At 64.6% G+C, this 23689-nt stretch carries 25 protein-coding genes; 5 read left to right on the top strand and 20 right to left on the bottom strand.

Going from position 1 to position 23689, the window contains the following annotated elements; translation table 11 throughout:
- Positions 1-76: 76 nt before the first annotated feature.
- The 4 genes from ACLIKD_RS19825 to ACLIKD_RS19810 form a co-directional block, all read right to left on the bottom strand.
- Positions 77-886 (bottom strand): nickel transporter, encoded by an 810-nt coding sequence (locus tag ACLIKD_RS19825; protein WP_428826371.1) that lies wholly within the window; start codon positions 884-886, stop codon positions 77-79.
- A gap of 116 nt (positions 887-1002) precedes the next feature.
- On the bottom strand, positions 1003-2340 hold the full coding sequence (locus ACLIKD_RS19820) for a sensor histidine kinase (protein ID WP_428826370.1): 1338 nt from the start codon (positions 2338-2340) through the stop codon (positions 1003-1005).
- Positions 2315-2779 (bottom strand): nickel-responsive transcriptional regulator NikR, encoded by a 465-nt coding sequence (nikR, locus tag ACLIKD_RS19815; RefSeq protein WP_226471856.1) that lies wholly within the window; start codon positions 2777-2779, stop codon positions 2315-2317. Before nikR ends, ACLIKD_RS19820 begins: the two co-directional genes overlap by 26 nt.
- A gap of 70 nt (positions 2780-2849) precedes the next feature.
- The gene (locus ACLIKD_RS19810) at positions 2850-3302 is read right to left on the bottom strand and encodes an RrF2 family transcriptional regulator (RefSeq protein ID WP_428826369.1); all 453 of its coding nucleotides are present in this window, start codon (positions 3300-3302) and stop codon (positions 2850-2852) included.
- 101 nt (positions 3303-3403) lie between these two features.
- Between ACLIKD_RS19810 and ccoG the strand changes: the two genes are divergently transcribed.
- The 3 genes from ccoG (at position 3404) to ACLIKD_RS19795 (ending at position 7199) form a co-directional block, all read left to right on the top strand.
- Positions 3404-4810, top strand: coding sequence for a cytochrome c oxidase accessory protein CcoG (gene ccoG / locus ACLIKD_RS19805; RefSeq protein WP_428826368.1), 1407 nt, complete (start codon positions 3404-3406; stop codon positions 4808-4810).
- 142 nt (positions 4811-4952) lie between these two features.
- Positions 4953-5918, top strand: a complete 966-nt coding sequence (locus ACLIKD_RS19800; RefSeq protein WP_428826367.1) for an AAA family ATPase — start codon at positions 4953-4955, stop codon at positions 5916-5918.
- 72 nt (positions 5919-5990) lie between these two features.
- Positions 5991-7199, top strand: coding sequence for an MFS transporter (locus tag ACLIKD_RS19795; RefSeq protein ID WP_428826366.1), 1209 nt, complete (start codon positions 5991-5993; stop codon positions 7197-7199).
- 37 nt (positions 7200-7236) lie between these two features.
- Here ACLIKD_RS19795 and ACLIKD_RS19790 read toward each other — a convergent pair whose 3' ends face one another.
- A complete protein-coding gene (locus ACLIKD_RS19790; RefSeq protein ID WP_428828388.1) occupies positions 7237-7488 on the bottom strand; it encodes a hypothetical protein in 252 nt (83 codons plus the stop codon).
- Here ACLIKD_RS19790 and yjjJ point away from each other — a divergent pair.
- Positions 7378-9000: a type II toxin-antitoxin system HipA family toxin YjjJ gene (yjjJ, locus tag ACLIKD_RS19785; protein ID WP_428828359.1), complete on the top strand. Its 1623-nt coding sequence runs from the start codon at positions 7378-7380 to the stop codon at positions 8998-9000. The two genes, ACLIKD_RS19790 and yjjJ, sit on opposite strands and share 111 nt — an antisense overlap.
- 155 nt (positions 9001-9155) lie before the next feature.
- On the opposite strand, the gene ACLIKD_RS19780 is transcribed toward yjjJ, so the two are convergent.
- From ACLIKD_RS19780 to ACLIKD_RS19765, 4 genes are read right to left on the bottom strand one after another with little or no spacing between them, the layout of a single operon-like run.
- The gene (locus ACLIKD_RS19780; RefSeq protein WP_428826365.1) at positions 9156-10592 is read right to left on the bottom strand and encodes a nickel-dependent hydrogenase large subunit; all 1437 of its coding nucleotides are present in this window, start codon (positions 10590-10592) and stop codon (positions 9156-9158) included.
- Positions 10589-11584, bottom strand: coding sequence for a HupU protein (locus ACLIKD_RS19775; RefSeq protein ID WP_428826364.1), 996 nt, complete (start codon positions 11582-11584; stop codon positions 10589-10591). Before ACLIKD_RS19775 ends, ACLIKD_RS19780 begins: the two co-directional genes overlap by 4 nt.
- A complete protein-coding gene (locus ACLIKD_RS19770) occupies positions 11581-13059 on the bottom strand; it encodes a sigma-54-dependent transcriptional regulator (RefSeq protein WP_226471864.1) in 1479 nt (492 codons plus the stop codon). Before ACLIKD_RS19770 ends, ACLIKD_RS19775 begins: the two co-directional genes overlap by 4 nt.
- Entirely contained in the window at positions 13056-14717 is a 1662-nt protein-coding gene (locus ACLIKD_RS19765) for a hydrogenase maturation protein (protein WP_428826363.1), read from the bottom strand. Before ACLIKD_RS19765 ends, ACLIKD_RS19770 begins: the two co-directional genes overlap by 4 nt.
- Positions 14718-14915: 198 nt before the next feature.
- Here ACLIKD_RS19765 and ACLIKD_RS19760 point away from each other — a divergent pair, with 198 nt between their 5' ends.
- Positions 14916-15125 (top strand): hypothetical protein, encoded by a 210-nt coding sequence (locus tag ACLIKD_RS19760; protein WP_428826362.1) that lies wholly within the window; start codon positions 14916-14918, stop codon positions 15123-15125.
- Positions 15126-15130: 5 nt separating this feature from the next.
- Here ACLIKD_RS19760 and hypE read toward each other — a convergent pair whose 3' ends face one another.
- From hypE to ACLIKD_RS19705, 11 genes are all read right to left on the bottom strand, one after another.
- Positions 15131-16210, bottom strand: coding sequence for a hydrogenase expression/formation protein HypE (gene hypE / locus ACLIKD_RS19755; RefSeq protein ID WP_428826361.1), 1080 nt, complete (start codon positions 16208-16210; stop codon positions 15131-15133).
- Entirely contained in the window at positions 16203-17327 is a 1125-nt protein-coding gene (hypD, locus tag ACLIKD_RS19750; protein ID WP_428826360.1) for a hydrogenase formation protein HypD, read from the bottom strand. Before hypD ends, hypE begins: the two co-directional genes overlap by 8 nt.
- Complete coding sequence (locus ACLIKD_RS19745; protein WP_428826359.1) at positions 17327-17566, bottom strand: HypC/HybG/HupF family hydrogenase formation chaperone; 240 nt, start codon at positions 17564-17566, stop codon at positions 17327-17329. The genes hypD and ACLIKD_RS19745 overlap by 1 nt, the downstream gene beginning before the upstream one ends.
- Before the next feature lie 31 nt (positions 17567-17597).
- Positions 17598-18128, bottom strand: a complete 531-nt coding sequence (hybE, locus tag ACLIKD_RS19740; RefSeq protein ID WP_428826358.1) for a [NiFe]-hydrogenase assembly chaperone HybE — start codon at positions 18126-18128, stop codon at positions 17598-17600.
- Complete coding sequence (locus ACLIKD_RS19735) at positions 18125-18373, bottom strand: hypothetical protein (protein WP_428826357.1); 249 nt, start codon at positions 18371-18373, stop codon at positions 18125-18127. Before ACLIKD_RS19735 ends, hybE (ACLIKD_RS19740) begins: the two co-directional genes overlap by 4 nt.
- Positions 18374-18443: 70 nt before the next feature.
- Entirely contained in the window at positions 18444-20777 is a 2334-nt protein-coding gene (hypF, locus tag ACLIKD_RS19730) for a carbamoyltransferase HypF (protein ID WP_428826356.1), read from the bottom strand.
- Positions 20774-21760 carry a hydrogenase nickel incorporation protein HypB gene (hypB, locus tag ACLIKD_RS19725; protein ID WP_428826355.1) on the bottom strand — a complete coding sequence of 329 codons (987 nt, stop codon included), beginning with the start codon at positions 21758-21760 and terminating at the stop codon, positions 20774-20776. Before hypB ends, hypF begins: the two co-directional genes overlap by 4 nt.
- Positions 21761-21780: 20 nt before the next feature.
- Entirely contained in the window at positions 21781-22122 is a 342-nt protein-coding gene (gene hypA / locus ACLIKD_RS19720) for a hydrogenase maturation nickel metallochaperone HypA (protein ID WP_428826354.1), read from the bottom strand.
- A complete protein-coding gene (locus ACLIKD_RS19715; RefSeq protein ID WP_428826353.1) occupies positions 22115-23023 on the bottom strand; it encodes a hypothetical protein in 909 nt (302 codons plus the stop codon). Before ACLIKD_RS19715 ends, hypA begins: the two co-directional genes overlap by 8 nt.
- On the bottom strand, positions 23020-23487 hold the full coding sequence (hybE, locus tag ACLIKD_RS19710) for a [NiFe]-hydrogenase assembly chaperone HybE (protein WP_428826352.1): 468 nt from the start codon (positions 23485-23487) through the stop codon (positions 23020-23022). Before hybE (ACLIKD_RS19710) ends, ACLIKD_RS19715 begins: the two co-directional genes overlap by 4 nt.
- Entirely contained in the window at positions 23484-23684 is a 201-nt protein-coding gene (locus ACLIKD_RS19705; RefSeq protein ID WP_226417606.1) for a rubredoxin, read from the bottom strand. Before ACLIKD_RS19705 ends, hybE (ACLIKD_RS19710) begins: the two co-directional genes overlap by 4 nt.
- Positions 23685-23689: the final 5 nt, after the last annotated feature.

Here is a 23689-nt window from a genome sequence, read left to right as displayed (position 1 = left end):
GTAAAATATTTTTTGTCTTACTCTCATTTTTAAAAAAGGCCGGTTGCCCGGCCATTCCCCCTCAATCACCGTTAATTCAAGCGACCGCCGGCCGGCGTGTCAGGCGCACGGCCACCACGAAACTGGCAGCGATGATGGCGACCAGCGCAAAGCCAAAAATCAGTTCCTTGCCGTCACTCCAGGCATCGATGCCCGGCGACAGCAACTTGGCCGCGCCGAAAGCAGCGACCAGCAGGCTGATGCCGGAAACCACCAAGCCCATGACCCGCGAGGCGACCAGCGCCACCTGGTCGGCCCGGGCGATCAGGCGGGCGATCCACAAACCGTTGATGCCGTCGGTCAACAACATGCCGAGCATAAACAGCAGCGCCAGCAGCAGTGCGTGCTGCCAGCCGCCGAACTGGGTGGCGGTCAGCGCAAAAAAAGCGGCTTGCGACAGGGTGTCGAAGGACAGCGCAAACAGCGCGCCGACCAACGCCACCAGCGCCGGATGCGAGACATGACGGAGCTTGCCGAGCAGGCGCCCCTTAAGGCCAAGCGGCAGGACCATTTCATCCGGCCCGGCACGCAGCACGGCCGCCAGATTGAGGCTGCCGAGGGCGACCAGGAAGGCGATGGAAATGACCGAGCCAAGCACGGCGAACCATTCCGGCACGGTCCACTGCCCGGCGATGGCCGAAACGCCGAGGGCAATGGCCATGACCACGGCACCGTGGCCGAGCGAAAACAAGGTACCGCAGTAGCGCGCCAGTCCCGGCCGGCTGCAAGTGTTGTAGCGGGTCAGGCCATCGATGGTCGCCAGATGGTCGGCGTCGAAACCGTGCTTCATGCCGAGCACGAAGGTCAGGATCAGCAGCGACAGCCAGTCGGAGGGCAGGGTTTCCATGGCAAGCCTTGTATGAAGGTTTTAACAATCTTCATACAAGTAACGTGCCAGCGCAATAAGTCATTGTTCGTATTGACTTGCCGGTCCGGCGACCGCCATTCGCCACGGCCAAGTGATCAACTGCTTTCCACCGGCAGTGCAAGGATGAATTCCGCTCCTCCTTCCGGCAGATTGGCAGCGGCCAGCTTGCCACCATGGCGTTCGACGATGCCGTAGCTGATCGACAGCCCCAGCCCGGTCCCCTGACCGACCGGCTTGGTGGTGAAGAAAGGCTCGAACAGGCGGCCGAGATGTTCTTCGGAAATGCCCGGTCCGTTGTCGATGAACCGAATGTAAGCCATGCCGTTTTCGACCTGGCCGGAGATCTTCAGGCGCGCCTCCGGCTGGTTGATCGTCGCGTCGCAGGCGTTTTGCACGAGGTTCATCACCACCTGCTGCAGTTGCCCGGAAGAACCCGAGCAGATCAGCCGGGGCGGCAAATCGACGCTGACTGCGAAGCGGGCCGAGGCGCTCTGCACCACCCAGCGCACCGAGCGCTCGACCACTTCATTGAGGCTGACCTGCTCCGGCGTCATCTTGTCCACCGCCGAGAAACGCTTGAGCGCATCGACGATATCGCGGGTCCGCTCGGCGCCTTCGATCATCCCGTCGATCAACAGCGGCATGTCGGCGAGCACCCGGTCGATACGCAATTCGGCGCGCAGCGCCTTGAGTTCCGGGTTATCGACCACTTGGACGGCGCCGAGATAGTTTTCGAGACGCTGGGCATAGCGCTTCAGCGACAGCACGTTGCCCAGTACGAAGCTGATCGGATTGTTCAGTTCATGCGCCACGCCGGCCACCAGACGGCCGAGCGAAACCATCTTCTCGGCGTGCAACAACTGGCCTTGCGTGCGCTTCAGATCGTCGTGCGCCTGGCGCAAGGCCTGGTAGGCGCGGCGCAACTCGCCGACCGGCCGGCCGGTGACGACCATGCCCATCAGCTTGCCGGTCTGCGAGACGCGCGGCGTGCAGTTCATCGACACCGGCACGGTAGCGCCGTCGCCGGCCCGCAAGAAGAACTCGCAGTCGTGCACGCCTTCCCGACCGAAACGGGCGAACACCTCGCGCGCCCTGGCCCGTTCGCTGTCGTCGGCGAAAAGACTGAAGACCGGCGTATGTTCCAGCGCCGCCTGATCCTTGCCGGCGAAGTGGCAAAGCGAGGCATTCACTTCCTCGATATTGCCGTTGCGGTCGCAGACGATCAGGATGTCCGACATCGAAGCCAGCACGCTCTCGATGAACTGGTGCGACTCCTCGAGCGCGGCATTCTTTTCTTCAAGCGCCACTTCGTACTGCAGCAGGTCGTTGTAGACCTCATCCATCTTCTGGATGACTTCGATCCAGGCCTGTTCGCCGAGACCTTCGGAAACTGCGGCGAGCGGGCTGTCAGCGGGCGGGACGGTAGTGGACATGCGCGGCGCCGTGTTCGTCGTGAGCGTGATGCGTCTCGGCTTCGAGGGCGATCACGTTGAGCAGCCCGTGGCGCACGCCGCGTTCGGCGATCAGGGCCTCGGCGAATTGCCGGACGTCGGCGGTAGTGCCTTTCAGGATGACCGATTCGAGGCAATTGTCGTGATCGAGATGGCTGTGCAGCGCCGCCACCGTCAGATCGTGATGATCATGCTGCAGACTGGTCAGCCGCTCGGCCAGTTCGCGCTCGTGGTGGTTGTAGACGTAAGAGAGGTTGGCGACGCAATGACCGGCCGGCGGATCGCGCTGGCGGTCACCCTCGATGGCGCCGCGGATCAGGTCGCGCACCGCTTCCGAGCGGTTGCTGTAACCGCGCGCCGCGATCAGTTGGTCAAACTGCCGGGCCAGCGATTCGTCCAGGGAAATGGTAAAGCGTTCCATCAGTCAGCCTCTGCGCGTAAACGCCTGCCACAATGCCGCCATTCCCGCCGGCGCGCAACCCGCCGGCCAGCTACACGACGGGCTGGGTCACCGGGCGGGCGAATAGGACTTGCGTCAATTGGCCCGGGCTGTGCAGCAGATCGGCCAGCGTGTAGCTGTCGAGGACCTTGAACATCGCCGCCAGCGCCTCGTCGAGAATCGACGGCAGGCGGCAGGCCGCCTGAATCTGGCAAGTCGAAGCCGCGCCGAAGCATTCGACCAGGGCACAGTCGATCTCGGTCTGGCGAATCACCTCGCCCAGGCGAATGTCGGCTGGCGGCTTCGCCAGGCGCATGCCGCCGCCCTTGCCGCGTACCGTCTCGATGTAGCTCAACCGGCCCAACTGGTGCACGACTTTCATCAGATGGTTTTCCGAAATGCCGTAGGAAGCGGCGATCTCGGCAATGGTCGCCAGACGCCCGGCGTGCACGCCGAGGTACATCAGGACGCGCAGGCTGTAATCGGAAAAGGAACTGAGGCGCATCAGACGGATTTCCAGGATTGCATTGGGTGAAGATTCATTGCTACCATTAAGATTCAAAAATTATACATGTTTAAAACCACAACAGAGACCCCAGCGCGATCATGGTAAAGCAATCCCCGGCCAGGCGAGTCATCGAGATCAAAGCGGTGACCGACCCCAACGCCAAAGTCTATCCGCGCTCGATCAGCGGCCTGTTCCAGAACTGGCGGATCGCTTTCGTCTGGCTGACCCAGGCGATTTTTTACGGCCTCTGCTGGTTGCCGTGGAACGGCCGGCAGGCCGTGCTGTTCGATCTCGAACTACGCCGCTTCTATATCTTCGATCTGGTGCTCTGGCCGCAGGACACGATTTACCTGGCCATCCTGCTGCTGTTGTCGGCCCTCGCATTGTTTCTCTTCACCGCCGTCGCCGGCCGCCTGTGGTGCGGCTATACCTGCCCGCAGACGGTCTATACCGAAATTTTTCTCTGGATCGAAAAATGGATCGAGGGTGATCGGCCACGGCGCATCAAGCTCGATGCCGCCCCGTCATCACCACAAAAGCTGGCCAAGAAAACGCTAAAGCACGCCATCTGGCTGCTCATTTCGCTGTGGACCGGACTGACTTTCGTCGGCTATTTCACGCCGATGCGCGAATTGCTCAGCAGCATCGGCCTCGCCACGATCGGCGCCTGGGAACTGTTCTGGGTGCTGTTTTACGGCCTGGCCACTTACGGCATGGCCGGCTTCCTGCGCGAGCACATGTGCAAGTACATCTGTCCCTACGCCCAGTTCCAGTTCGTGATGTTCGACCGCGATACGCTGATCATCGCCTACGACGCCGAACGCGGTGAAGCGCGCGGCAGTCGTCCGAAAAAAGCCGACCCGCGCGTCGCCGGACTCGGCGACTGCATCGATTGCGGCATCTGCGTCCAGGTCTGTCCGACCGGCATCGACATCCGCGACGGCCTGCAGCTCGAATGCATCGGTTGCGCCGCCTGTATCGATGCCTGCGACCAGGTGATGGACAAGATGCACTACCCGCGCGGCCTGATCCGCTATTCGACGGAAAACGCCGTCGAAAATCACTTCACCCAGCCGCAGATTGTCCGCCGCGCCTTTCGCCTGCGCACCATGCTTTACCTCGCCGCCTTCCTGATTCTGAGCGGCCTGACCGCCTGGTCGCTGGCCACCAAGATGCCGCTCAAGGTCGGCGTCCAGAAGGAGCGCGCCGTGCTCTATCGCGAAAGCGACGACGGCGCCATTGAAAACACTTTCCAGATGCACCTGACCAATGCCAGCGAACAGGACCGCCGCTACCGCATTGAAGTTGCCGGAATCGCCGGCATCCGGCTGCACGGCGCCGACACGGTCAGCGTTCCCGGCGCGGCGATGCAGGATCTTGCGCTGACAGTCAAAGTCGATCCCGGCGCGGCGCCCAGCGGCTCCCACCCGATCACCTTCGCTATCACCGACGCGAACGACCCGACGACCCGCGTCGAACAAAAAGCCTCTTTCTGGATGCCCTGACACCGCCGTCGCCTATTGCTGACCAAGACGCCCGGTTGAATATCTGGAACGGGATATGCTTGGATTGAATCGTGGTTTCGGATTCAAACCATTGCATCCGAGATCCATTTACCGACTCATGCAGGTCTAGGAGGAAGTCATCATGGCAAGCAACGACATCCGACTCTCGGTCGCTGAAGAGCGCACCATCTACCACGTGGCCGACATCGAGCGCGCCATGGAGGACGCGGCGGGCAACCGCAACGAAGCGCTGGCCAGCTATTACGAGAAAATGCGCCAGCGCGGCGGCGGCCGTTTCCTGGTCCGCCCGAACGGCGCCGACATGATCGACGAGCTCTACGACAGCTGCCCCAACTTCAGGGAAGTGATCGACGACCTGAAAAAGTACATCGCGCTGTCGGTGGCCGGCAACGAGCCGATGAGCTTCACGCCCATCCTGCTGCTCGGCGAGCCGGGCATCGGCAAGACCCACTTCGCCCGCGAGCTGGCCGGCAAGCTCGGCACCGGCCACGAGTTCATCTCGATGAGTTCGCTGACCGCCGGCTGGATTCTTTCCGGCGCTTCGGCGCAGTGGAATAACGCCAAGCCGGGCAAGGTGGCGCACACTTTGGTGCATGGCGACTTCGCCAACCCCATCGTGGTGCTCGACGAAGTGGACAAGGCCGGCGGCGATTCACGCTACGACCCGATGGGCTCGCTGTACAACCTGCTCGAAAAGGACACGGCGCGCAGCTTCAAGGACGAGTTCATCGATATCGACATCGATGCCTCGCACATCCTGTGGGTGACCACGGCCAACGACGAGCGTTCGATCCCGGAACCGATCCTCAACCGGATGAATGTCTACGAGGTGCCGCGCCCGGACCACGATGCCGCGATCAGCATCGCCGCCGCCCTCTACCGTGAGATCGTCAGCCAGCACGACTGGGGCTTCCCGCCGGAAGCCGACGAAGCCGTGCTCGAACGGCTCGGCTCGCTGCCGCCGCGCGACATGCGCAAGCGCCTGATGGCCGCCTTCGGCACGGCCAAGCTGGAAGGGCGCAACAGCCTGGTCGCCGGCGATTTTGAAATGGCCCGCATGGGCCGCAGCCGGAAGATCGGCTTCTGACCGAGCGGGGGCCGCACGCGCCCCCGCTTGCTTGCCTCACCGCGCTCGCCAACTGGCCGGGCTGAGGTATGCTTGGCGGCCGACTTCCCTTTTGCCGCCATGCGAAATCCGGTTCCCGTCATCGTCATCGCCCAGCTGTTCGGCACCTCGCTGTGGTTCTCCGCCAACAGCGCGGCCGACGATCTGAGCCGCCAATGGGGCATCACGCCGGCCGATCTCGGCACGCTGACCAATGCGGTGCAGCTCGGCTTCATCATCGGCACGCTGAGCTTCGCCATTTCCGGCCTGGCTGACCGCTACGCCGCCAGCCGCATCTTTGCCGTCTGCGCCATCGGCGGGGCGCTGGCCAATGCCGCTTTCGCGCTGTTCGCCAGCGGCATGGCGAGCGGTGTGATGCTGCGTTTCGCCGTCGGCCTCTGCCTGGCCGGCGTGTATCCGCTGGGCATGAAACTGGTTGTCAGCTGGGTGCCGGAGCGAGCCGGCAGCGCGCTTGCTCAACTGGTCGGCATGTTGACTCTGGGCACCGCACTGCCACACGGCATACGTCTAGCCGGCGCCGGCTGGACCTGGCAAAACACCATTCTTGTTTCATCCGGTCTGGCCGTGCTGGCCGCGGCACTGATTTTCCATCTCGGCGACGGCCCACACCTGAAGCGCCGCCACGATGCCCCGCCGCTGCGTCTCGGGCGAGTCTTCTACAGTTTTTCGATCAGCGAATTCCGCGCCTCCGCTTTCGGCTACTTCGGCCACCAGTGGGAGTTGTATGCCTTCTGGACGCTGACCCCGGCCCTCGTCATCCTCAGCGGACTGGCAACCCCCGGCAGCTCGGCGCTTTCCGGCTTCGCCTTCGCCATCATCGCGATTGGGGCGCTCGGCTGCCTGGCCGGCGGCTGGGCCAGCCAACGGATCGGCAGCGCCCGGGTGGCAGCCATGGCGCTCGCCCTATCGGCGCTGTGCTGTGCGCTCTACCCGGTTGCCGGGGGCTGGCCGGAATGGGCAAAAATCGTCTTATTGCTGTTGTGGGGCGCCACGGTCGTTGCCGACTCACCGCATTTCTCGGCCCTCTCGGCCCGCGCCTGTCCGCCGGAAATCGTCGGCAGCGCCCTGGCTTTCCAGAACGCCATCGGTTTCGCCATCACCATGCTGTCGATTCACCTCGGCACGCGCTGGATTGGCGACTGGGGCGTCTACATCGCCTGGTTACTGCTGCCCGGCCCGATCATCGGACTACTCGGCCTGTCGCCGCTCTGGCGCAAAGGACCGGCCAAGGCTGGAACGTAAAGCGGGTACGGCAAACTCCTGACAACAGCCGAGCTGACTATGCCGCCATCGGCATGCCGGGAAGCAGATGTTCGAGGCGACGCATTTCCGCATTCAGCGCGACCTGCTGGCCCGCCGTCAGCATGCGATGCCCGGCGCGCCATTCGCACTGGGCATTCTGGGCGAGCACGCCAGCCCGATGCAGGGCACTGGCAATCTCCCGCACCCCGGATTGCCGAATCTGCCGACCGTCGCTCAAATCGGCAACGAATTCATTCTTTTCGAGAACTACGCTTGCATTGATTGTCATGGCCACACCTCCGATAAACAGAGGTTACTGCGATGCCAAAACGATAGGCCGTGGCATATTCCACACTTGTCGGCAGATAGTCGAAAACGCGCAGTGCCGGCTACACAAGTAACCATAGTTACCATACAATTCCTATTCACAAATCTATTCAAAAAGCTATTCATAGCCGTGTCAGCACATACCGACTCCATCCGAATTCAGCTAGGCCGAGGCCCAAGACAAGTCCGCCAACTCGTTGACAGCCTTGGGTTAAGCCAGCCAACCATATCCCGAGCGATCAATGCGCTGGGAGATGAAGTCGTTCGCATTGGAAACGGCCCATCTATTCAATACGCCCTACGCGATACCAGACGAGGCATCGGAGAAATCCCCGTTTTTCGTGTTTCGGCAGAAGGAACTATTCTGCAGCTAGGAACACTGATTCCTGTTCGCCCGGATGGGTTTGTCATGTTGCAGAGCGACGGGAAGACGCTGCACAGCGATTCCCTGCCTTGGTGGCTGTACGACATGAGGCCGCAAGGGTATCTCGGTCGGAACTACGCCGCCCGTCACGCGGCGATGCTTGGCCTCCCCAACCAGCTCAATGATTGGGACGACGCCCATGCTCTCCGGGCCCTGCTCGTTCATGGTTTCGATGCCATCGGTAATTTGCTACTAGGGGAGTCAGCAAGGAATGCATTTCTATCCTCGCCGCCCGGAAACCCTATTTCCCAGTCAGACAAGCAAAGTGCCTATATCCAGTTCGCCGAAGATTCGGCGCGGGGAGAAGTGCCTGGATCATCGGCAGGCGGGGAACAACCGAAGTTCGTCTCTTATGTCCAGACACCGGACGGCCCAAGGCACGTCATCGTCAAGTTCACCCTGGTTGAAGACAACCCGGTTACCGAGCGGTGGCGTGATCTTCTGTTGGCCGAACACCTGGCCCTCGACACGCTCAACGAAGAGGGCATTTCCGCTGTGCGCACACGGGTCATGGATTTCGGCTCTCAACGCTTCCTGGAAGTGGAGCGATTTGACCGTGTAGGCGAATTGGGACGGCGGGGGCTATTCAGTATGAAGGCGCTCGATGCCGAGTTCGTTGGTGCTGGCGCTGCCGGCTGGTCAGTTATCGCCCATTCACTGGCAAAGGAAGGCCATATTTCGCCAGAATCGGCGGCCAGCGCATCACTGCTGCAAGCCTTCGGCGTACTGATTGGCAACACGGACATGCACACAGGAAACCTCTCATTCGTTTCCGAGCATGGCCGACCGTACGAGCTTGCCCCAGCCTATGACATGCTCCCAATGGGGTTTGCCCCCAAGTCTGGAGGCGGTATCCCTTCAACCCTTCTCGATGCAACCATTCACGCTGACATACCACCGGAAGTGTGGATCCGAGCGGAGGAGCTCGCACAACGCTACCTAAGCAAGCTACGCAGTGAGCAGGGCTTTTCTCAGGCCTTCCAGCCATGCATTGATGCGCTGGCACACCATATCGCAGGGGCAGCAAGCAAGATTGCTCGGTTGGGATAGATGACCGGCACATTTTGACAGTCGCGATGGAGCGTTATCCACGGTGACGCTGGCGGCGCGGAGTGGATCGAGGTGAAAACTGCCTGATTCCAAGCTGGAGTTGGTAAACATTTGGTGAACAATCCAGAGAAGCCTGCCAGATGGGCCTTCCGGGGCTAATGCACAGTACACACCATGCACGGATCGAACGAGCGCACCACATGCTGCACGGTCGGCAGCGCCCCATCGCCGGCCGGCAGGCCGATAAGGGCCTGTTCGAGCGGGCCGGGCTGGCCTTCGCGGTCGCGCGGCGAGAAATTCCAGGTGGTCGGCGCGATGATCTGGTAACGCTCGATGCGGCCGCGTTTGACGCTCAACCAGTGGCCCAGGCCACCGCGTGCTGCTTCGATCAGTCCGACGCCTTCGCCGGATTCCGGCAGTGGGGCGGGCAAGCAGAATGCTTCGCCGGGGACGATGGCGCGGACCCATTGCTCCATCGCCGGCAGTACCGTGGCCAGTTCGATCATGCGGGCGACGATGCGGGCCGTGACGCTGCCGCCATGGCTGGCGACGAGGTCGCGGGCGAGTTGGTTGCCGGCCACCAACTGGCGGGCCAGGGCGCCGGTTTCGACGACCTGGCCGGCATAGCGCGGCGCCTTGCACCAGGTATAGGCGCCGGCCTTCTCGGCATTGACGACGGTTTCGCCGAGGGCGGGCGAACATGGCGGACTCTCGGCCAGCCGGGCGTGGCGGGTGTCTTCGGTGATTTTTGCCGGGTCGAGTTGGTCGAGAATGCCCCCGTCGGAGGCGCGATCCGGTTGCCAGAGGCCACTGGCGAACAAGTCATAGGCGCCGTAGGAAAGGAAATGATCGCTCGCCCGGCCAGTCCGCTCCAGCGCCAGATCGGTGGCGACGCGCAGGAACAGCGGGAAATCGGCACTGCGCCCGGCGGCCCAGGCCTGCAGTGCTTGTCCGTCGGCCAGCGCGGCAAAATTCTCGAGGCTGTCGCCGAGCAGCCCCCCTTCGAGGAAGGCGCGGAACTCGCGCAGTACCGCCAACACGCGGGTGCGCTCGGCCGCCGTCATCGCCTTGCTGCTGCCGCCCGGCTGGACGGCCAGCGTGTGCGGCCAGCGCCCGGCGAGCAGGCCGATCAGATGAAAGAAGCGGGCGCGCGCCTGCAGCGCCGGGCCGCTGGCCTGGCCTTTGACCGCCATGAAACGGGCGGCTGTTTGGTCGTACCAAGGCCGCCCGGCATAAGCCGGACCGGCGAAGTCCGGCATGAAGAACAGGTAGAAATGGGTCAGGTGATCGGCCAGATTTTCGGTGGCCAGGATTAGGCGCTGGGCCAGCACGCCGTTCGCTGGCGGGGTGACGCCGGCCAGATCGGCCAGTGCCGTGGCCGCCGCCGCCGACTGGGCGACCGAGCAGATGCCGCAGATGCGCGGCACGATGGCCAGCGCGTCCTCCGCCAGACGGCCGACCAGGATCTGCTCGAAACCGCGAAAGAGCGGCGAATTGACCCGCGCCGCAACGACCTGCCCGGCCTCGACATCGAGACCGACTTCAAGATCGCCTTCGACGCGATTGAACGGCCCGAGCTGGATGCGCTTCATTTCTGCGCCTTCTTGACGGCTGGCCGGATCACCGGATGATCGACCACGGCGTTGTCGCGCACCCGCTTCGGGGTCGCCGACTTGGAGAGGGCCGCCAAGGCGACGAACCAGGCCTTCGGCATGTCGGTCGGCAAACCGATCGGGATGCCGGCGACCTTGGGCGTCTGCTGGAACGCATGGCCGGGCGCTTCGAACCCCGGCTCGGTACAGGCGATGCAGGCGAAGCCCCCCTTCACACAGGAGCCGTTGCCGTTCCACGGCCGCAGGTTGCAGTCGGCGTGTGCCTGGGTGCCCTTGCAGCCGAGGTTTTCCATCAGGCAACCGAGATCGGAGTGCTTTTCGGCGCTCGCCTTGAACTCGTAAAACTCGTTGCGCCCGCAACCGTGATGCACGAGCTGGTCGGCATAGAGCAGCGGCCGGCCAAATTCATCCAGATCGGCGACGCTGAGGCCTTCCAGCGCCAGCTTTTCGAGGGTGTCGACGATCCAGCCGGGATGAGTCGGGCAGCCGGCGATATTGACCACCGGCAGCCCGCCGCGCGACTGGAAGCTCGCCCCGAGCAGGCCGCCCAGCGTGTTGGTGTCGTACTGCAGACCGCAGGCTTCCAGCGGATTGCCCGGCGTATTGGCCGACAGGCCGCCATACGCCGTGCATGAACCGATGGCGAACACCCACCTGGCCTGCCCAGCCAGCCGTTCGACCCATTCGGTTAGCGGCCGGCCGTTGCCGGCCATCAGGTGGAACTTGCCGCTGCCGTTCGGGCCGCGCAGCATGGCGCCTTCGACACACAACACATCGAAGGCGAGCCGGCCAGCGGCACAATCTTCGAGCACCTGCTGCGCTTCTTCGCCGCTTTCCAGCGACAGCGCCGGGTGCCAGAGAAATTCAATGCCGGCATCGCGCAATTCGTCGAACAGCGGGCGCGGCTCGGCACACAGCATCGACTGCGTGCAGCCACCACAACCGCCACTCTGCAGCCAGAGGATTTTCATTCGGCCGGCTCCAACCCGTAGCGCACCAGCTTGCTGCGCAGACCGACGCGCGACAGGCCGAGTTCGCGGGCCGCCCGCGACTTGTTGCCGCGATGGCGGCCCATGGCCTCCTTCAGGACGCGCTGCTCAAGCTGATCCATCCGTTCGCGCAGACCGCCGGTCAAGCCGTCGGCAACGTGCGCGGCATCGGCCGTCAGCGTGCCGTTGGCGCTCGCCCCGAGCAGGCGCGGCGACAGCAGATCGGCACCGAGCAGCGCGCTGTCGGCCAGCGCCACCATGCGCAGAATTTCATTCTGCAATTCGCGGACATTGCCCGGCCAGCGGTAGGTGCTCAGCCCGGCGAGCGCCGCCTCGCTGAAACCGTCGGCCGCCTTGTCGAGCGCCCGGGCGCTGGTCTGCAGCAGGTGCCGGGCGAGCAAGGGCAGATCCATCGGCCGTTCGCGCAGCGGCGCGACATGCAGCGAAATGGTCGCCAACCGGTAATAGAGATCCTCGCGGAAGCGGCCAGTCCGGACATCCTCTTCGAGATCGCGATTGGTCGCGGCAATCACCCGGACATCGACATTGACCGCGCGATTGCTGCCGAGCGGCCGGAATTCGCCTTCCTGCAGGACGCGCAGCAGCTTGACCTGGAAAGCCGGGCTGGTCTCGCCGATTTCGTCGAGGAACAAGGTGCCGCCGTCGGCCTGCTGAAAGAGGCCGACGCGATCTTCGACGGCGCCGGTAAAGGCACCGCGCTTGTAGCCGAACAGTTCGGATTCGAGCAGGCTGTCGGGCAGGGCGCCGCAGTTTTCGGTGATGAAGGGCCGGTCGGCGCGCCGGCTCTCGTAATGGATGGCGCGGGCGACCATTTCCTTGCCGGTTCCCGACTCACCGGTCACCATCACCGACAGATCGTAGGGGGCGACGCGCCGGACCAGCGCGCAGACCGCATCGAGCGGGCTGCCCGGAGCGCGGATCAGCGCACCCAGGCCGAAGCGGCTTTTGACCTTCTCCTGCTTGCTGTCGACGCGTTTTTTCAGCACCGGCTCGGCACAGCGCAGATCGAGGGTCAGCCGCTGGTTTTCCTGCTGCAGACGCCACACTTCGGCGGCGCGCTGCAGCGTCAACAGCAGCTGTTCCGGCTGCCAGGGCTTCAACAGGTATTGCCAGATACCGGCTTCGTTGACTCCGGAGATGATGTCTTCGGCATCGCTGTAACCCGACAAGATGATGCGCACGACGTCCGGCCAGCGCAGGCGGACTTCCTTGAGGAATTCGACACCGGTCGTACCAGGCATCCGCTGGTCGCAGAGCACGATGCGGATGGCGGCGGTGAACTGCTCGCGTTCGAGGACTTCCAGACCGTCCGCCGCGCCGGACGCGCAGAAAACCTCGAAATCCTCCTCCAGCGTGCGGCGCAGGGCTTCCTGCGAGCGCACTTCGTCATCGACGACGAGAATGGCGGGAAGGCGGCGCAGGCTGGCTTGGCTCATGCGGGAATTTTCCAGTCGAGATCGCGGTGGCGGGCAAGGTGGCGCGGCGTCCATGAATGCGGCGTGCGGGCGACGAAATGATAACGCGCGACGTGATAGGACGGATCGAAACCGTAGAAGTTACGGCGCATTTCCTGCAATTCCTCCGCCCGATAAGCGGCCAGCGGTTTCAGCGCCTCATCGGCGGCCCGCCGCTGCTGTTTGGCGACCAGGCGTTCGGGCAGATCGCCGGCCGCCGCCAGTTCGGCGGCCCGCCGGGCGACATCGATGGCAAAGCCGGGCCCCGGCAGGCAGGCATCGTAAAAGCCGAGGCGGACCGCTTCCGCCGCCGTCATCGGCAGACGATGGCGCAGGATGGCCGCAGCCCCGGCCTGGCCGACGCGCGGCGGTAGCAGATAGCTCCAGAATTCCGAGCCATAGAGGTTGCCCATGTTCTTGTAATGCGGATTGAGCATCACGCCGTCGCGCACCCAGACAAAATCCGCCGCCCGGGCCAGGAAGCAGCCGCCGGCCCCGGCATTGCCGCCGATGGCCGCCACCGTCAGCTGCGTCGCGCAACAGAGGATGGCTTCGGCCAGATCGTCGATGGCATTGATATTGGCCCACGATTCGTCGGCCGGACTGTCGGCCGCCTCGATGGTGTTCAGATGGATGCCGTTCGACCAGAAATCGCTGCCGCCGCGCAGCACGATCACCCGCGTCGGCCGCGCCGTCGCCCAGCGGAAGGCTTTGCTCAGGCGCCGGCATTGCACCGTGCTCATCGCCCCGTTGTAAAACTCGAAAGACAGGAAACCGACGCCGCCGGCCTCTTCGTAGGCAATATCCTGCCAAGTCGGCGTCGCCGATTTCCACCAATCGACCAGGGGCAATTCCGGCAAGGCGAGCGCCTCGGGAAAGGCGCCAGTCAGTGGCAGCTTGAAGCCGCCAGCCCGTCGGGCCTGGCCGAGCCACAGCGCGCCGTCCGCCGTGGCCCGCAGGACGGCCGTTTCCCGCCGCCCGAGCAGGCGGCCCGGTTGGCCTTTCAGCTGGCCTTCCGGCCAGGCATCGAACAGATGACACGGCTGGCCGAACAGGCTATCGGTCACGCCGGGCTGGCCATCGGCAGCGTTCAGCCGGGCGAGAATGCTGGCACTGCTGTCGCGCTGCCAGTCGATCGCCCGATCCGCCTGCTTCATCACGCCGTGCGCCTGACCGGGAACGCGCTCCGGCACGAAATCCGGCTGCGCAACCCGGTCGACCGCCAGCAACAAGGTCTGGACGCCGGCCTCGGTCACTTCATTGCGATAGATCGACGACTTCCGGGCGAGGCGCAGCGGAAAAGTCGCCGCCGCCCAGACCGGCCCGGCATCCATCTCGGCCTCGGCCTGCAGCACGGTCACCCCCCAGGTCGGCCGGCCGCTCTGGATCGCCCAATCGAGGGCCGCCGGGCCGCGGTCGCCGACGATACCCGGATGCAGGACCAGGCAGCGATGGGTCGTCCAGATCGATGCGGGAATCGCCCGTTTGAGGAAAGGCGCAATGATCAGCGCCGGCCGGAACAGGGCGACCGCTTCCTCGCTCACGCTATCGGAGATATCGAACTCGATGCTGACCTGATGACCGCGCTCGGTAAGCTCGCAATAAAGCCGCTGAGTCAGGCTGTTGAAACTGTGCGCCAACAACAAGATCCGCATAAAGTTCAATTTTTTACAATTAGTTCAAAAGAGGTCACCCCGCTTGTGGCGTGGCTTTTCAGGCGATTTCCTGAGAATTTATGCACCACTATAACTTTCGCGATATTTTTCAAATGCTTGCCTTTCGCTAGGATGCGCCGAAACAAGAAAACCACGTCACACATTCGATGCAAAGGGAACAGAATGCAAAGCCAACGCAAAGCAGCCGCACCTCGTCGCGCCCGTTCGGTTCGGGCTGCCCGCCCGGAGTACACCGCCGCCGTCCGCTATCTTGATGGCAGCCGCGACATCTTCCGTGTGCGCAACGCGGACGACATGGACGATGCCCGCAGCCTGGTCCTCGCCGAACTGGGCAAGGTGCAAAGCCTGGTCATCGCCTTGCGTCGCCACTGAGCGTCTCAGCAAATCCGCGGCAACTGCTCGCCGGACAACCAGTCCACGATCCGTTTGCCGCCAAAGCCGGTGGTCATCTGGACGAAATGATGACCATCCTCATGCACACTGCCGACTATTGCCGCGGCTGCACCCAGCGGATGGGCGTGCATCGCGGCCAGTAGTTTTTCGGCGTCCCGTTCGGCGCAGATCGCCACCAGTTTGCCTTCGTTGGCGACGTACAGCGGATCGAGACCGAGGAATTCGCAAGCCGCCGCCACCGCCGGAGTGATCGGCAAGGCTTTCTCCTGCAGCATCATGCCGACCCCCGACTGTTTGGCGATTTCGTTCAGCGTCGTCGCCAGTCCGCCGCGCGTCGGGTCGCGCAGTACATGGATGTCGGCGCCGCTGTCGCGCATCGCGGCAATCAGCCCGTGCAGCGCCGCCGTGTCGGAAACGATCGGCGACTCGAAGCCCAAGCTTTCGCGCTCGGCCATGATCGCCATGCCGTGATCGCCCAGCGTGCCGGACACCAGGATCGCATCGCCCGGCCGCGCCTGCCGGCCGGACAATTCCCGGCCGGGCGGGACGAGGCCGACACCGGTCGTCGTGATGAACACCCCGTCGCCCTTGCCGCGTTCGACGACCTTGGTGTCGCCGGTCACGACCGGCACCCCGGCAGCCTTGGCCGCTTCCGCCATACTCTGCACGATGCGCGCCAGATCGGCGAGCTTGAAACCTTCTTCGAGGATGAAAGCCGCCGATAGCCACAACGGCGTCGCCCCCATCATCGCCACATCGTTGATCGTGCCATGCACCGACAGACAGCCGATGTCGCCACCGGGAAAGAACAGCGGCGAGACGACATGGCTGTCGGTCGCCATGACCAGCCGGCCGGCACCGGGTGCCGGCAGCAACGCGCCATCGTCGCCCTGGGCGAGATATTCGTTGTCGAGATAGCGGGCGAACAGTTCCTCGATCAGTTGCGCCATGGCCCGCCCCCCCGAGCCATGCGCCATATCGACCCGGCCATGCTTGATATCGAGCGGCCGAACATAGCCCTTGCGAATCGCGGCCGCCCCGGTTTTCAACGCGTCGTCAGACATCCTTGTAACGTCCATAAGTGTAGTGGGCGGCACAGGCCCCTTCGGAAGACACCATGCACGAACCGATCGGATTTTCCGGCGTGCAGACCGAACCGAACAGCTTGCAGTCCTGCGGCCGCTTGACGCCGCGCAGGATGGCGCCGCACTCGCAGGCCTGGTGATCGGCGACCGGCCGGTAGTCGAGCGGAAAGCGCTTTTCGGCGTCAAATTCGGCGAACTGGCTGCGTATGCGCAGCGCCGAATACGGCAACACGTTCAGGCCGCGCCACTCGAAATGCTTGCGCAACTCGAAAACCTCGGCCACCAGGTTCTGCGCCTTCTTGTTGCCGTCCCGATCGACGGCCCGCGAAAACTCGTTCTCGACCTCGGCCCGGCCTTCGTTGACCTGGCGGATCAGCATGCGGATGGCCTGCATCACGTCGAGCGGCTCGAAACCGGCGATGACCACCGGCTTCCGGTACTCCTCGGCGAAGAATTCGTAGGGCCGGCTGCCGATGATCGTCGACACATGCGCCGGGCCGACGAAGCCGTCAAGCGGCACGGTGCCCCACTGGCGCACTTCCGGCGATTCGAGGATGCTCGAAATGGCCGACGGGGTCAGCACGTGGCAACAGAGCACCGAGAAATTCTTGAGGCCCAAGGCAGCGGCCTGCTTGATCGCCACGGCGGTCGGCGGCGTCGTCGTCTCGAAGCCGATGGCAAAGAAGACGACCTGCTGGTCCGGGTTTTTCTGGGCCAGAGCCACCGCATCGGCACTGGAATACACCATCCGGATATCGCCGCCCTTGGCCTTCGCCTTCAGCAGCGACAGGCCGTCGGAAGCCGGCACGCGCAGGCAGTCGCCGTAAGTGCACAGCAGCACGCCTTCGTCGAGGGCCAGGCGGATCGCTTGGTCGACACGGCCGATCGGCAACACGCAGACCGGGCAGCCCGGGCCGTGGATCATCTTGACGTTGTCCGGCAGCAGGTCGGACACGCCGTAGCGCGAGATGGCATGGGTGTGGCCGCCGCAGAACTCCATGAAATGGTAGCGACGCTCCGGCCGGGCTTCGCGGCGGATCGCTGCGGCCAGCCCGCTGGCCACCTCGCCATCGCGGAATTCGTCGATGTATTTCATCAATGCACGGTCGGATCGTCGCCGAACTGACTCAGTTCGGCGAACAAAGCCAAGGTTTTCGCCGCCTCCTCCGGATCGAGCTTGTTCAGCGCGTAGCCGACATGGACGATCACGTAATCGCCGACCGCGACGTTATCGACCAGCGACAGGGAAATTTCCTTGCGCACCCCGGCCAGATCGACCACGGCGTTGTCGCCTTCGCGCAGTTCAACGACTTGCGCGGGAATTGCCAGACACATGCTGACTCCTTGAGTGGAAATTCGCCATCACTTAACGCCGCCCGGCCAGACGGCGCAGGAAACCGCGGCGTGAAACGGCCGGGGCCGGCTCGACCGGCGGCGCGGCCACCGCCACCCCGGAAAAGGTAGCCATGGCGTCCCGCGCGATCCGGCGCGCCGTCGCCATGTCCGGCACGGAGCTGACCGGATCGATCAGCGGGGAGTACTGGCAAGACCCGAGCGCCGGGTCGTCGTCGGCGGTGAATTGCAGGACACCGCCGGGCAGCTCGAGATAGCGCCGCTGGCCGGCTGGAATGTCGCCCCACAGGCTGCCGCCGCCATTGAGCAGGAACAGCCGGATAAACCAGGGCGTCACGACGACCCCGAGCCAGTCACCCCGACAGCGCGCGAAGCCGATGGCCTCGACCTGCAGCGCGGCATTGGCCGCGGGCGATTCGCGATCGGGCGGCGGCGATAGATGCTGAAAATGCGCCGTCAGAAATTCGGCGGGATTCTCCAGATGCGGCTCGTCCGGCTGGCTGGCGGAAGAGGGCTGGGCTGGCTGGTGGATATGATCGATCAACTGGCGTCCAGATCCTGAAAATGGCGTGCTGCATCATAGCCGCCATCCGGCGATGCCGCCACTAAGCGCGAACCGGTCAGCAAACGACCACCTGCCTTGGCGAGCAAAACACGCACCGGCACACCTCCGCATTGTTTGACCGATCGATAAACCGCCTGGTGCCAACCCAAGGGGCCGCAGGCGAAACCTATGTAACCCGTCAGCAATAAGCACGCCAGAAAACAAGTCAGCTTGTTTCCAAGCACTTATGCACGCAGCAGCAGGCGCATCGGTGGCGGACTGGCTGATCGCTTGCCACTTGCCTCGAAAAAGCGATCAGCTACTTGCCATGTCGCGCATCTGCTGCCGCCCCACCCAGGCCTGACCGAGGGCCAGCCCGCCATCGTTGGCCGGCGCCTGGCGGGCTTCACACAAAGTCAGGCCGGCGGCCTCGAGTTGTTGACGGAGTGCCGACATCAATACGACATTCATCGCACAACCGCCGCCGACCGCGACTGTCGCCATCTCAGCACGCTCCGCCGCGGCAATCAGCCATGCCGCCAACCCGGCCGCCACGGTGGCGTGGAACAGCGCCGCCCCCTCGGCTGGTTCGCGGCTATTGAGCAACAGCAGGATCAGCGGCGAGAAATCGAGCACGCCATCGCGCATCGCGTAGCCGCCGAGCGCCGGCGCCACCGGCCCATAGGCGGCGGCCAACCCTTCCAGTTCCATCGCCGCCTGTCCTTCGTAAGCCATTTCGGCGCGCAAACCGAGCAGGCCGGCCGCCGCGTCGAACCAGCGCCCGAGACTGGTCGTCGGCGGGCAGCGCAGGTTGCGGGCCAACATGGTGAGCAAGGGACCGGCTTCGTGCTGCGGGTAATGCTGTTTCAGCCAGCCGCCGACGCGGTAACCCAGGCCCCCGCCGTGCAGCGCCGAAACGGCCATCCGCCAAGGCTCGCGAGCCGCCCGGTCGCCGCCCGGCAGGCGGATCGGCGACAAATGGCCGAGTCGCTCGCAGTGCGCGCCAGCGAGGCGCAACAACTCGCCGCCCCACAGCCCGCCATCCGGCCCGAGACCGGTGCCGTCGATAGCCAGACCGATCAGCGGCTCCTTGATCCCATGCTCGGCCGCGATCGCCGCGATATGGGCCTGATGATGGCCGACTGCCAGCGCCGGAATGCCGAGCGCGGCGGCCATGCTCAAGGCCAGATGTGTGGATGGGAAGTCCGGATGCAGGTCGTGCACGATCAAGTCGGGCCGAACATCGAGGATGCCGAGCAGATGGTCGACGGTTTCCTCGAGAAAACCGATCGCCGCTGCGTTGTCGAGGCTGCCGATATGCTGCGACAGGAAAGCTTCCTTGCCCTTGAGCAGGCAAACGGTGTTTTTCAGGTAGCCGCCGAGGGCCAGCACGGTCGGCCCGCCCTTGGCCAGCGCAATCGGCACCGGCACGTAGCCGCGGGCCCGGCGGATGAAGGCCGGCCCGGCCCGGACGACCGAATCGTCACAGCGCACGACGATCTCCCGATCATGCTGCAGAAAGGCATCGGCCAGGCCGGCCAGCCGGGCCTGCGCCTCATCGTTGCCGACAACCAGCGGTTCGCCATGCGGATTAGCGCTGGTCATCACCAGCAGCAGGTCGCTGGCGGCGGCGAGCCAGGCCGTACCGGCTGGGCGACCGGCCGCTTCATGCCAGAGCAGCAGATGCAGCGGCGTCGCCGGCAGCATCGCGCCGAGCCAGGTGAGACCGGGGGCAATGCCCGGCAGCTCGGCCGCACCTTTCGCACAGAGCACAATGGGTGCCGCGGCACTGTGCAGCAAATCGGCTTCGGCGGCGCCAATTCGGGCATACGCGGCGAGCGATGCGCCATTCAGCGCCATCACCGCCAGCGGCTTTTCTTCGCGTTGCTTGCGCAGCCGCAACTCGGCCACGGCATCGGCGTTGCGCGCATCGCAGGCGAGCTGGAAGCCACCCAGCCCCTTGAGCGCGACGATCTTGCCGGCGCGCAGCAGACGCAGCGTTTCGCCTAGCGGATCGCCGGGCAGCGGCTGGCCGGCCGCATCGAGCAGGCGAAGTTGCGGACCGCAGTCCGGGCAGCAGGTGGTTTCGGCATGGAAACGGCGGTCGGGGACGCTCGGCGGCGAGCCCTCTTTAGGGAGCGCCGCGTATTCCGCGGCACAGGCCGGGCAGAGCGGAAAGGCGGCGAGGCTGGTATGTGCCCGGTCATAGGGAATTTTCCGGCTGACCGTATAGCGCGGGCCGCAGTGCGTGCAGGTGGTGAAGGCGTAGCGCCAGCGGCGATTGTCCGGATCGCAGATCTCGCCGATGCAGTCGGGGCAGATCGCCGCATCCGGGCCGATCGCGGTGGCAATGTCGCCCGCCACGCTGTCCCGGATGACGAAGCCGGCGGCCGGGTCGTCGCCGGACAGCCCGTCTTCAGCAGCCATTTCGCCGATTTCAATGGCATCGATGCGCGCCAGACGCGGCGCTTCCCTGGGCAGCCGCTCAAGGAACTCGGCGACGGCCGGGCCGGCGACGAGCATTGTCACGCCGGCGCCGTCGTTCCTTACCCAGCCGCTAAGGCCGAGTTCGTTGGCCAGCCGCCAGACGTATGGCCGAAAGCCGACGCCCTGGACCAGCCCGCGAACGCGGATCGGCCGGCCGCTCACCGGACGGCCAACTGCCGCTCCAGTTCGGCCACTCGCCGCTTCAGTGCGTCCACCGTCTGGCCATGCTTGCCGCGCTGGGCTTCCAGCCCGGCTTCGATCCACGACACCCAGGCAGCGAGGCCGTCGCCGCTGGTCGCCGAAACGCGGAACACGGTCAGGTGCGGATTGACCCGCCGGGCATTGGCTTCGGCCAGATCGGCATCGAATTCGAGGTAAGGCAACAGGTCGCACTTGTTGAGCAGCATCACGTCGGCGGCGCGGAACATGTCGGGGTACTTGAGCGGCTTGTCCTCGCCTTCGGTAACTGACAGGATGGCCACCTTGTGATGCTCGCCGAGGTCGAAGGCGGCCGGGCAGACGAGATTACCGACGTTCTCGATAAGGAACAGCGATTCGTCGGCCGGCTGCAGGCGGTCGAGCGCGTGGCCGACCATGTGGCCGTCGAGGTGGCAGCCCTTGCCGGTATTGATCTGCAAGGCGGCAACGCCGGTGGCGCGGATGCGCTCGGCGTCGTTCGACGTTTGCTGGTCGCCTTCGACGACGGTGATCGCCACCTTGCCCTGCAACAGTTCGATGGTCTTGACGAGCAGCGTCGTCTTGCCGGAACCGGGGCTGGACACCAGATTCAGGGCGAAGATGCCGCGCTCATCGAAGCGCTGGCGATTGGCCTCGGCGTAAGCGTTGTTCTTGCTCAGGATGTCCTGCTCGATCTGCACCATCCGCGACTGGCTCAGCCCCGGGGCATGGGCGCCCGCCGGGCCGGCGCCGAAATCGAGATCGCCGCCGACACCATGTTCGTGGTGATGGGCGTCCGGCGTGTGGGCCGGTTCGCCATCGTGCTGATGGCCATGGCTGTGCGAATGAGCATGCTCGTGGTCGTGCGCATGGCTATGCACCGTCCCGTCCTCGTGCACATGGCTGTGCTGATGGCCGTCACCCTCGATTTTCACTTCCCCCGCACCGCAGCCGCAAACCGTACACATCGCCTCGTCTCCTGTTCGACCTACTCGATTTCTATTTCCTTGACCCGCATTTCCGTGCCGCCGGTTGGCTGCACCTGGTAGCTGCCGCATTTCGGGCAGGCCCCGTAATTCTCTTCCATCGGCACCGACTCGCCGCACGGCATGCACCAGCCGACACCGGGCACATTGACGATCTCCAGCGCCGCGCCCTGTGCAATGCTGCCATGCGTCACCGCCTCGAAGCAGAATTTCAGCGCCTCGGGTTCGACCGACGACAGCCGGCCGATTTCCAGCACCACCAATTTGACCCGTTTGGCCCGCTCGCGTTGCGCCGTTTCCTCGACCAGTTGCAGGACGCCTTCGGCCAGCGACATTTCATGCATGTTGCAAATCCATCGCATAGGGCAGGCAGGGATCGAGGGCCAGGATGGCCTGCTCCAACCCGCGCCGCGCGTCGTCGAGCAGGGCGAAGCGGCGGCCGGCGAGCAGCCTGGCGAGCGCCCCGGCATCGGCAAAAAAGGCGTCGGTCGGCGCCAGGACACGATAGTTCTCGACCCGGCCCTCGACGACATGCACGGCATGCGTCAGCACGCCGCGCGCCGTGATGGTTTGCGCCACGCCCCAGCCGCCTTCGCCGAGCGCGGCGACCGGATAGGCCGCCGCGGCAGCCAGCGCCTCGGCCGCCCGCTCGGTCTGAGCCAGACGCCGCAACAAGGCAGCCCGCACCGACAGGGGACGCGGCATGGCCGGCCGATGATCGCTGTTGCCCAGCCAGTAGGTCAGCCATTGGTCGAGCGCCAGCGGAAACGGCTCCGGCTTTGCCGGCGCTTCCGGCACATCGTCTTCCGGTAACGCAGCCAGGCATTGTTCGGCCAACGGGCGCAGGCTTTTCGCCAGCAGCTTCTGCGTTTCGGCCAGACAGGTGTTGCCCTGGCGCGCCGATCGCCAGACGGCGAAGGCCTCGTGGGCCGGGGGCAGACCGAGCGCCTGCGGCCAGTCGAGGAGCAGTCGCCAGAAATCTTCATGCAGCATTTCGATCCACAGCTCGGCATTGTCCACCGGCCGCCGGATTTCGCCGCTGGCCGCCGCCAGCGCCGCCTGGGCCACGGCGCGCTGGGCGTGGGCGCACAGGGTATACAGGTAGGGAATGGCCTTGACCACCGCATCCGGGATCTGGCCGATGAACAGCTTGGTGACCGACGGCCGCTTGAGCTCGACGCCGATATCCTCCAGCGCGCCGCCTTGCCAGCTCGCCCGAACGGTCAGCAGGCCGGCCGAGTTCATCCGCGCAACCCGAGGAAGGCGCGCCGCGTCGGCTGGGCCGCCGCGGCCACCGGCGCCAGCGTTTCGGCAAACAGCGCCTGCGCCATGGCCAGCGCGGTCAGGCGCGCCTGCTCGTGGTTGGCGAATTCGAGGGCGGGAGAAAACATCGAGCACAGGTGATAGCTGCCCAGGCGGTATTCCTCGGCGACGGTAAATTCATAATTGCCGGAGGGAAAATGCCAGTCGTACTTGCTACCGGTCGCCAGCACCGGCCAGCCCTCGACCTGGCCGGGCAGGCACAGCAGGTTGATCGTCCATGGCGTGATCATCACGCCCACCCAGCCGCCCGACGGCAGGCGGCGAAAGCCGACCGCCTCGACCTGCAGCGCGGCGTTGCAGATCGGCACATCGGCCATCCGGGTCCGGGCGATTTCGGCGAAGACCGTCTCCAGTTCGGCTGACGGGTCGGTCGCCCAGAGTCTCATGCGCCGAGCACCATGAATTTGTGCCGGGGCGCATCGCAACCCGGGCAGCACCAATCCTCCGGCAGCTCGGCAAAAGACGTACCGGGCGGAATGCCGCGCACGTCGTCGCCCAGCGCCGGATCGTAAACCCACCAGCAGATGCCGCACTCCAGCCGGTCGTCGGGTTTTACCGCGAGAAAGGAACCTTCGAAACGCATATGCC

It is taken from the genome of Azonexus sp. IMCC34842 (genome assembly GCF_050368855.1).
Taxonomy (GTDB): domain Bacteria; phylum Pseudomonadota; class Gammaproteobacteria; order Burkholderiales; family Rhodocyclaceae; genus Azonexus; species Azonexus denitrificans_A.
This window is presented reverse-complemented; position numbering and strand designations above follow the sequence as displayed.

Bases quoted from the DNA above. Each gene is read 5' to 3' on its own strand.
- ACLIKD_RS19790 (WP_428828388.1), bottom strand. From the start codon at position 7,488: ATGACAATCAATGCAAGCGTAGTTCTCGAAAAGAATGAATTCGTTGCC.
- ACLIKD_RS19715 (WP_428826353.1), bottom strand. From the start codon at position 23,023: ATGAACTCGGCCGGCCTGCTGACCGTTCGGGCGAGCTGGCAAGGCGGC.
- nikR (WP_226471856.1), bottom strand. From the start codon at position 2,779: ATGGAACGCTTTACCATTTCCCTGGACGAATCGCTGGCCCGGCAGTTT.
- hybE (WP_428826352.1), bottom strand. From the start codon at position 23,487: ATGAGACTCTGGGCGACCGACCCGTCAGCCGAACTGGAGACGGTCTTC.
- yjjJ (WP_428828359.1), top strand. From the start codon at position 7,378: ATGCAGGGCACTGGCAATCTCCCGCACCCCGGATTGCCGAATCTGCCG.
- ACLIKD_RS19820 (WP_428826370.1), bottom strand. From the start codon at position 2,340: ATGTCCACTACCGTCCCGCCCGCTGACAGCCCGCTCGCCGCAGTTTCC.
- hypA (WP_428826354.1), bottom strand. From the start codon at position 22,122: ATGCATGAAATGTCGCTGGCCGAAGGCGTCCTGCAACTGGTCGAGGAA.
- ACLIKD_RS19800 (WP_428826367.1), top strand. From the start codon at position 4,953: ATGGCAAGCAACGACATCCGACTCTCGGTCGCTGAAGAGCGCACCATC.
- ACLIKD_RS19705 (WP_226417606.1), bottom strand. From the start codon at position 23,684: ATGCGTTTCGAAGGTTCCTTTCTCGCGGTAAAACCCGACGACCGGCTG.
- ACLIKD_RS19810 (WP_428826369.1), bottom strand. From the start codon at position 3,302: ATGCGCCTCAGTTCCTTTTCCGATTACAGCCTGCGCGTCCTGATGTAC.
- ccoG (WP_428826368.1), top strand. From the start codon at position 3,404: ATGGTAAAGCAATCCCCGGCCAGGCGAGTCATCGAGATCAAAGCGGTG.
- hypB (WP_428826355.1), bottom strand. From the start codon at position 21,760: ATGTGTACGGTTTGCGGCTGCGGTGCGGGGGAAGTGAAAATCGAGGGT.
- ACLIKD_RS19775 (WP_428826364.1), bottom strand. From the start codon at position 11,584: ATGAAAATCCTCTGGCTGCAGAGTGGCGGTTGTGGTGGCTGCACGCAG.
- ACLIKD_RS19760 (WP_428826362.1), top strand. From the start codon at position 14,916: ATGCAAAGCCAACGCAAAGCAGCCGCACCTCGTCGCGCCCGTTCGGTT.
- ACLIKD_RS19745 (WP_428826359.1), bottom strand. From the start codon at position 17,566: ATGTGTCTGGCAATTCCCGCGCAAGTCGTTGAACTGCGCGAAGGCGAC.
- ACLIKD_RS19780 (WP_428826365.1), bottom strand. From the start codon at position 10,592: ATGAAGCGCATCCAGCTCGGGCCGTTCAATCGCGTCGAAGGCGATCTT.
- hypD (WP_428826360.1), bottom strand. From the start codon at position 17,327: ATGAAATACATCGACGAATTCCGCGATGGCGAGGTGGCCAGCGGGCTG.
- ACLIKD_RS19770 (WP_226471864.1), bottom strand. From the start codon at position 13,059: ATGAGCCAAGCCAGCCTGCGCCGCCTTCCCGCCATTCTCGTCGTCGAT.
- ACLIKD_RS19825 (WP_428826371.1), bottom strand. From the start codon at position 886: ATGGAAACCCTGCCCTCCGACTGGCTGTCGCTGCTGATCCTGACCTTC.
- hypE (WP_428826361.1), bottom strand. From the start codon at position 16,210: ATGTCTGACGACGCGTTGAAAACCGGGGCGGCCGCGATTCGCAAGGGC.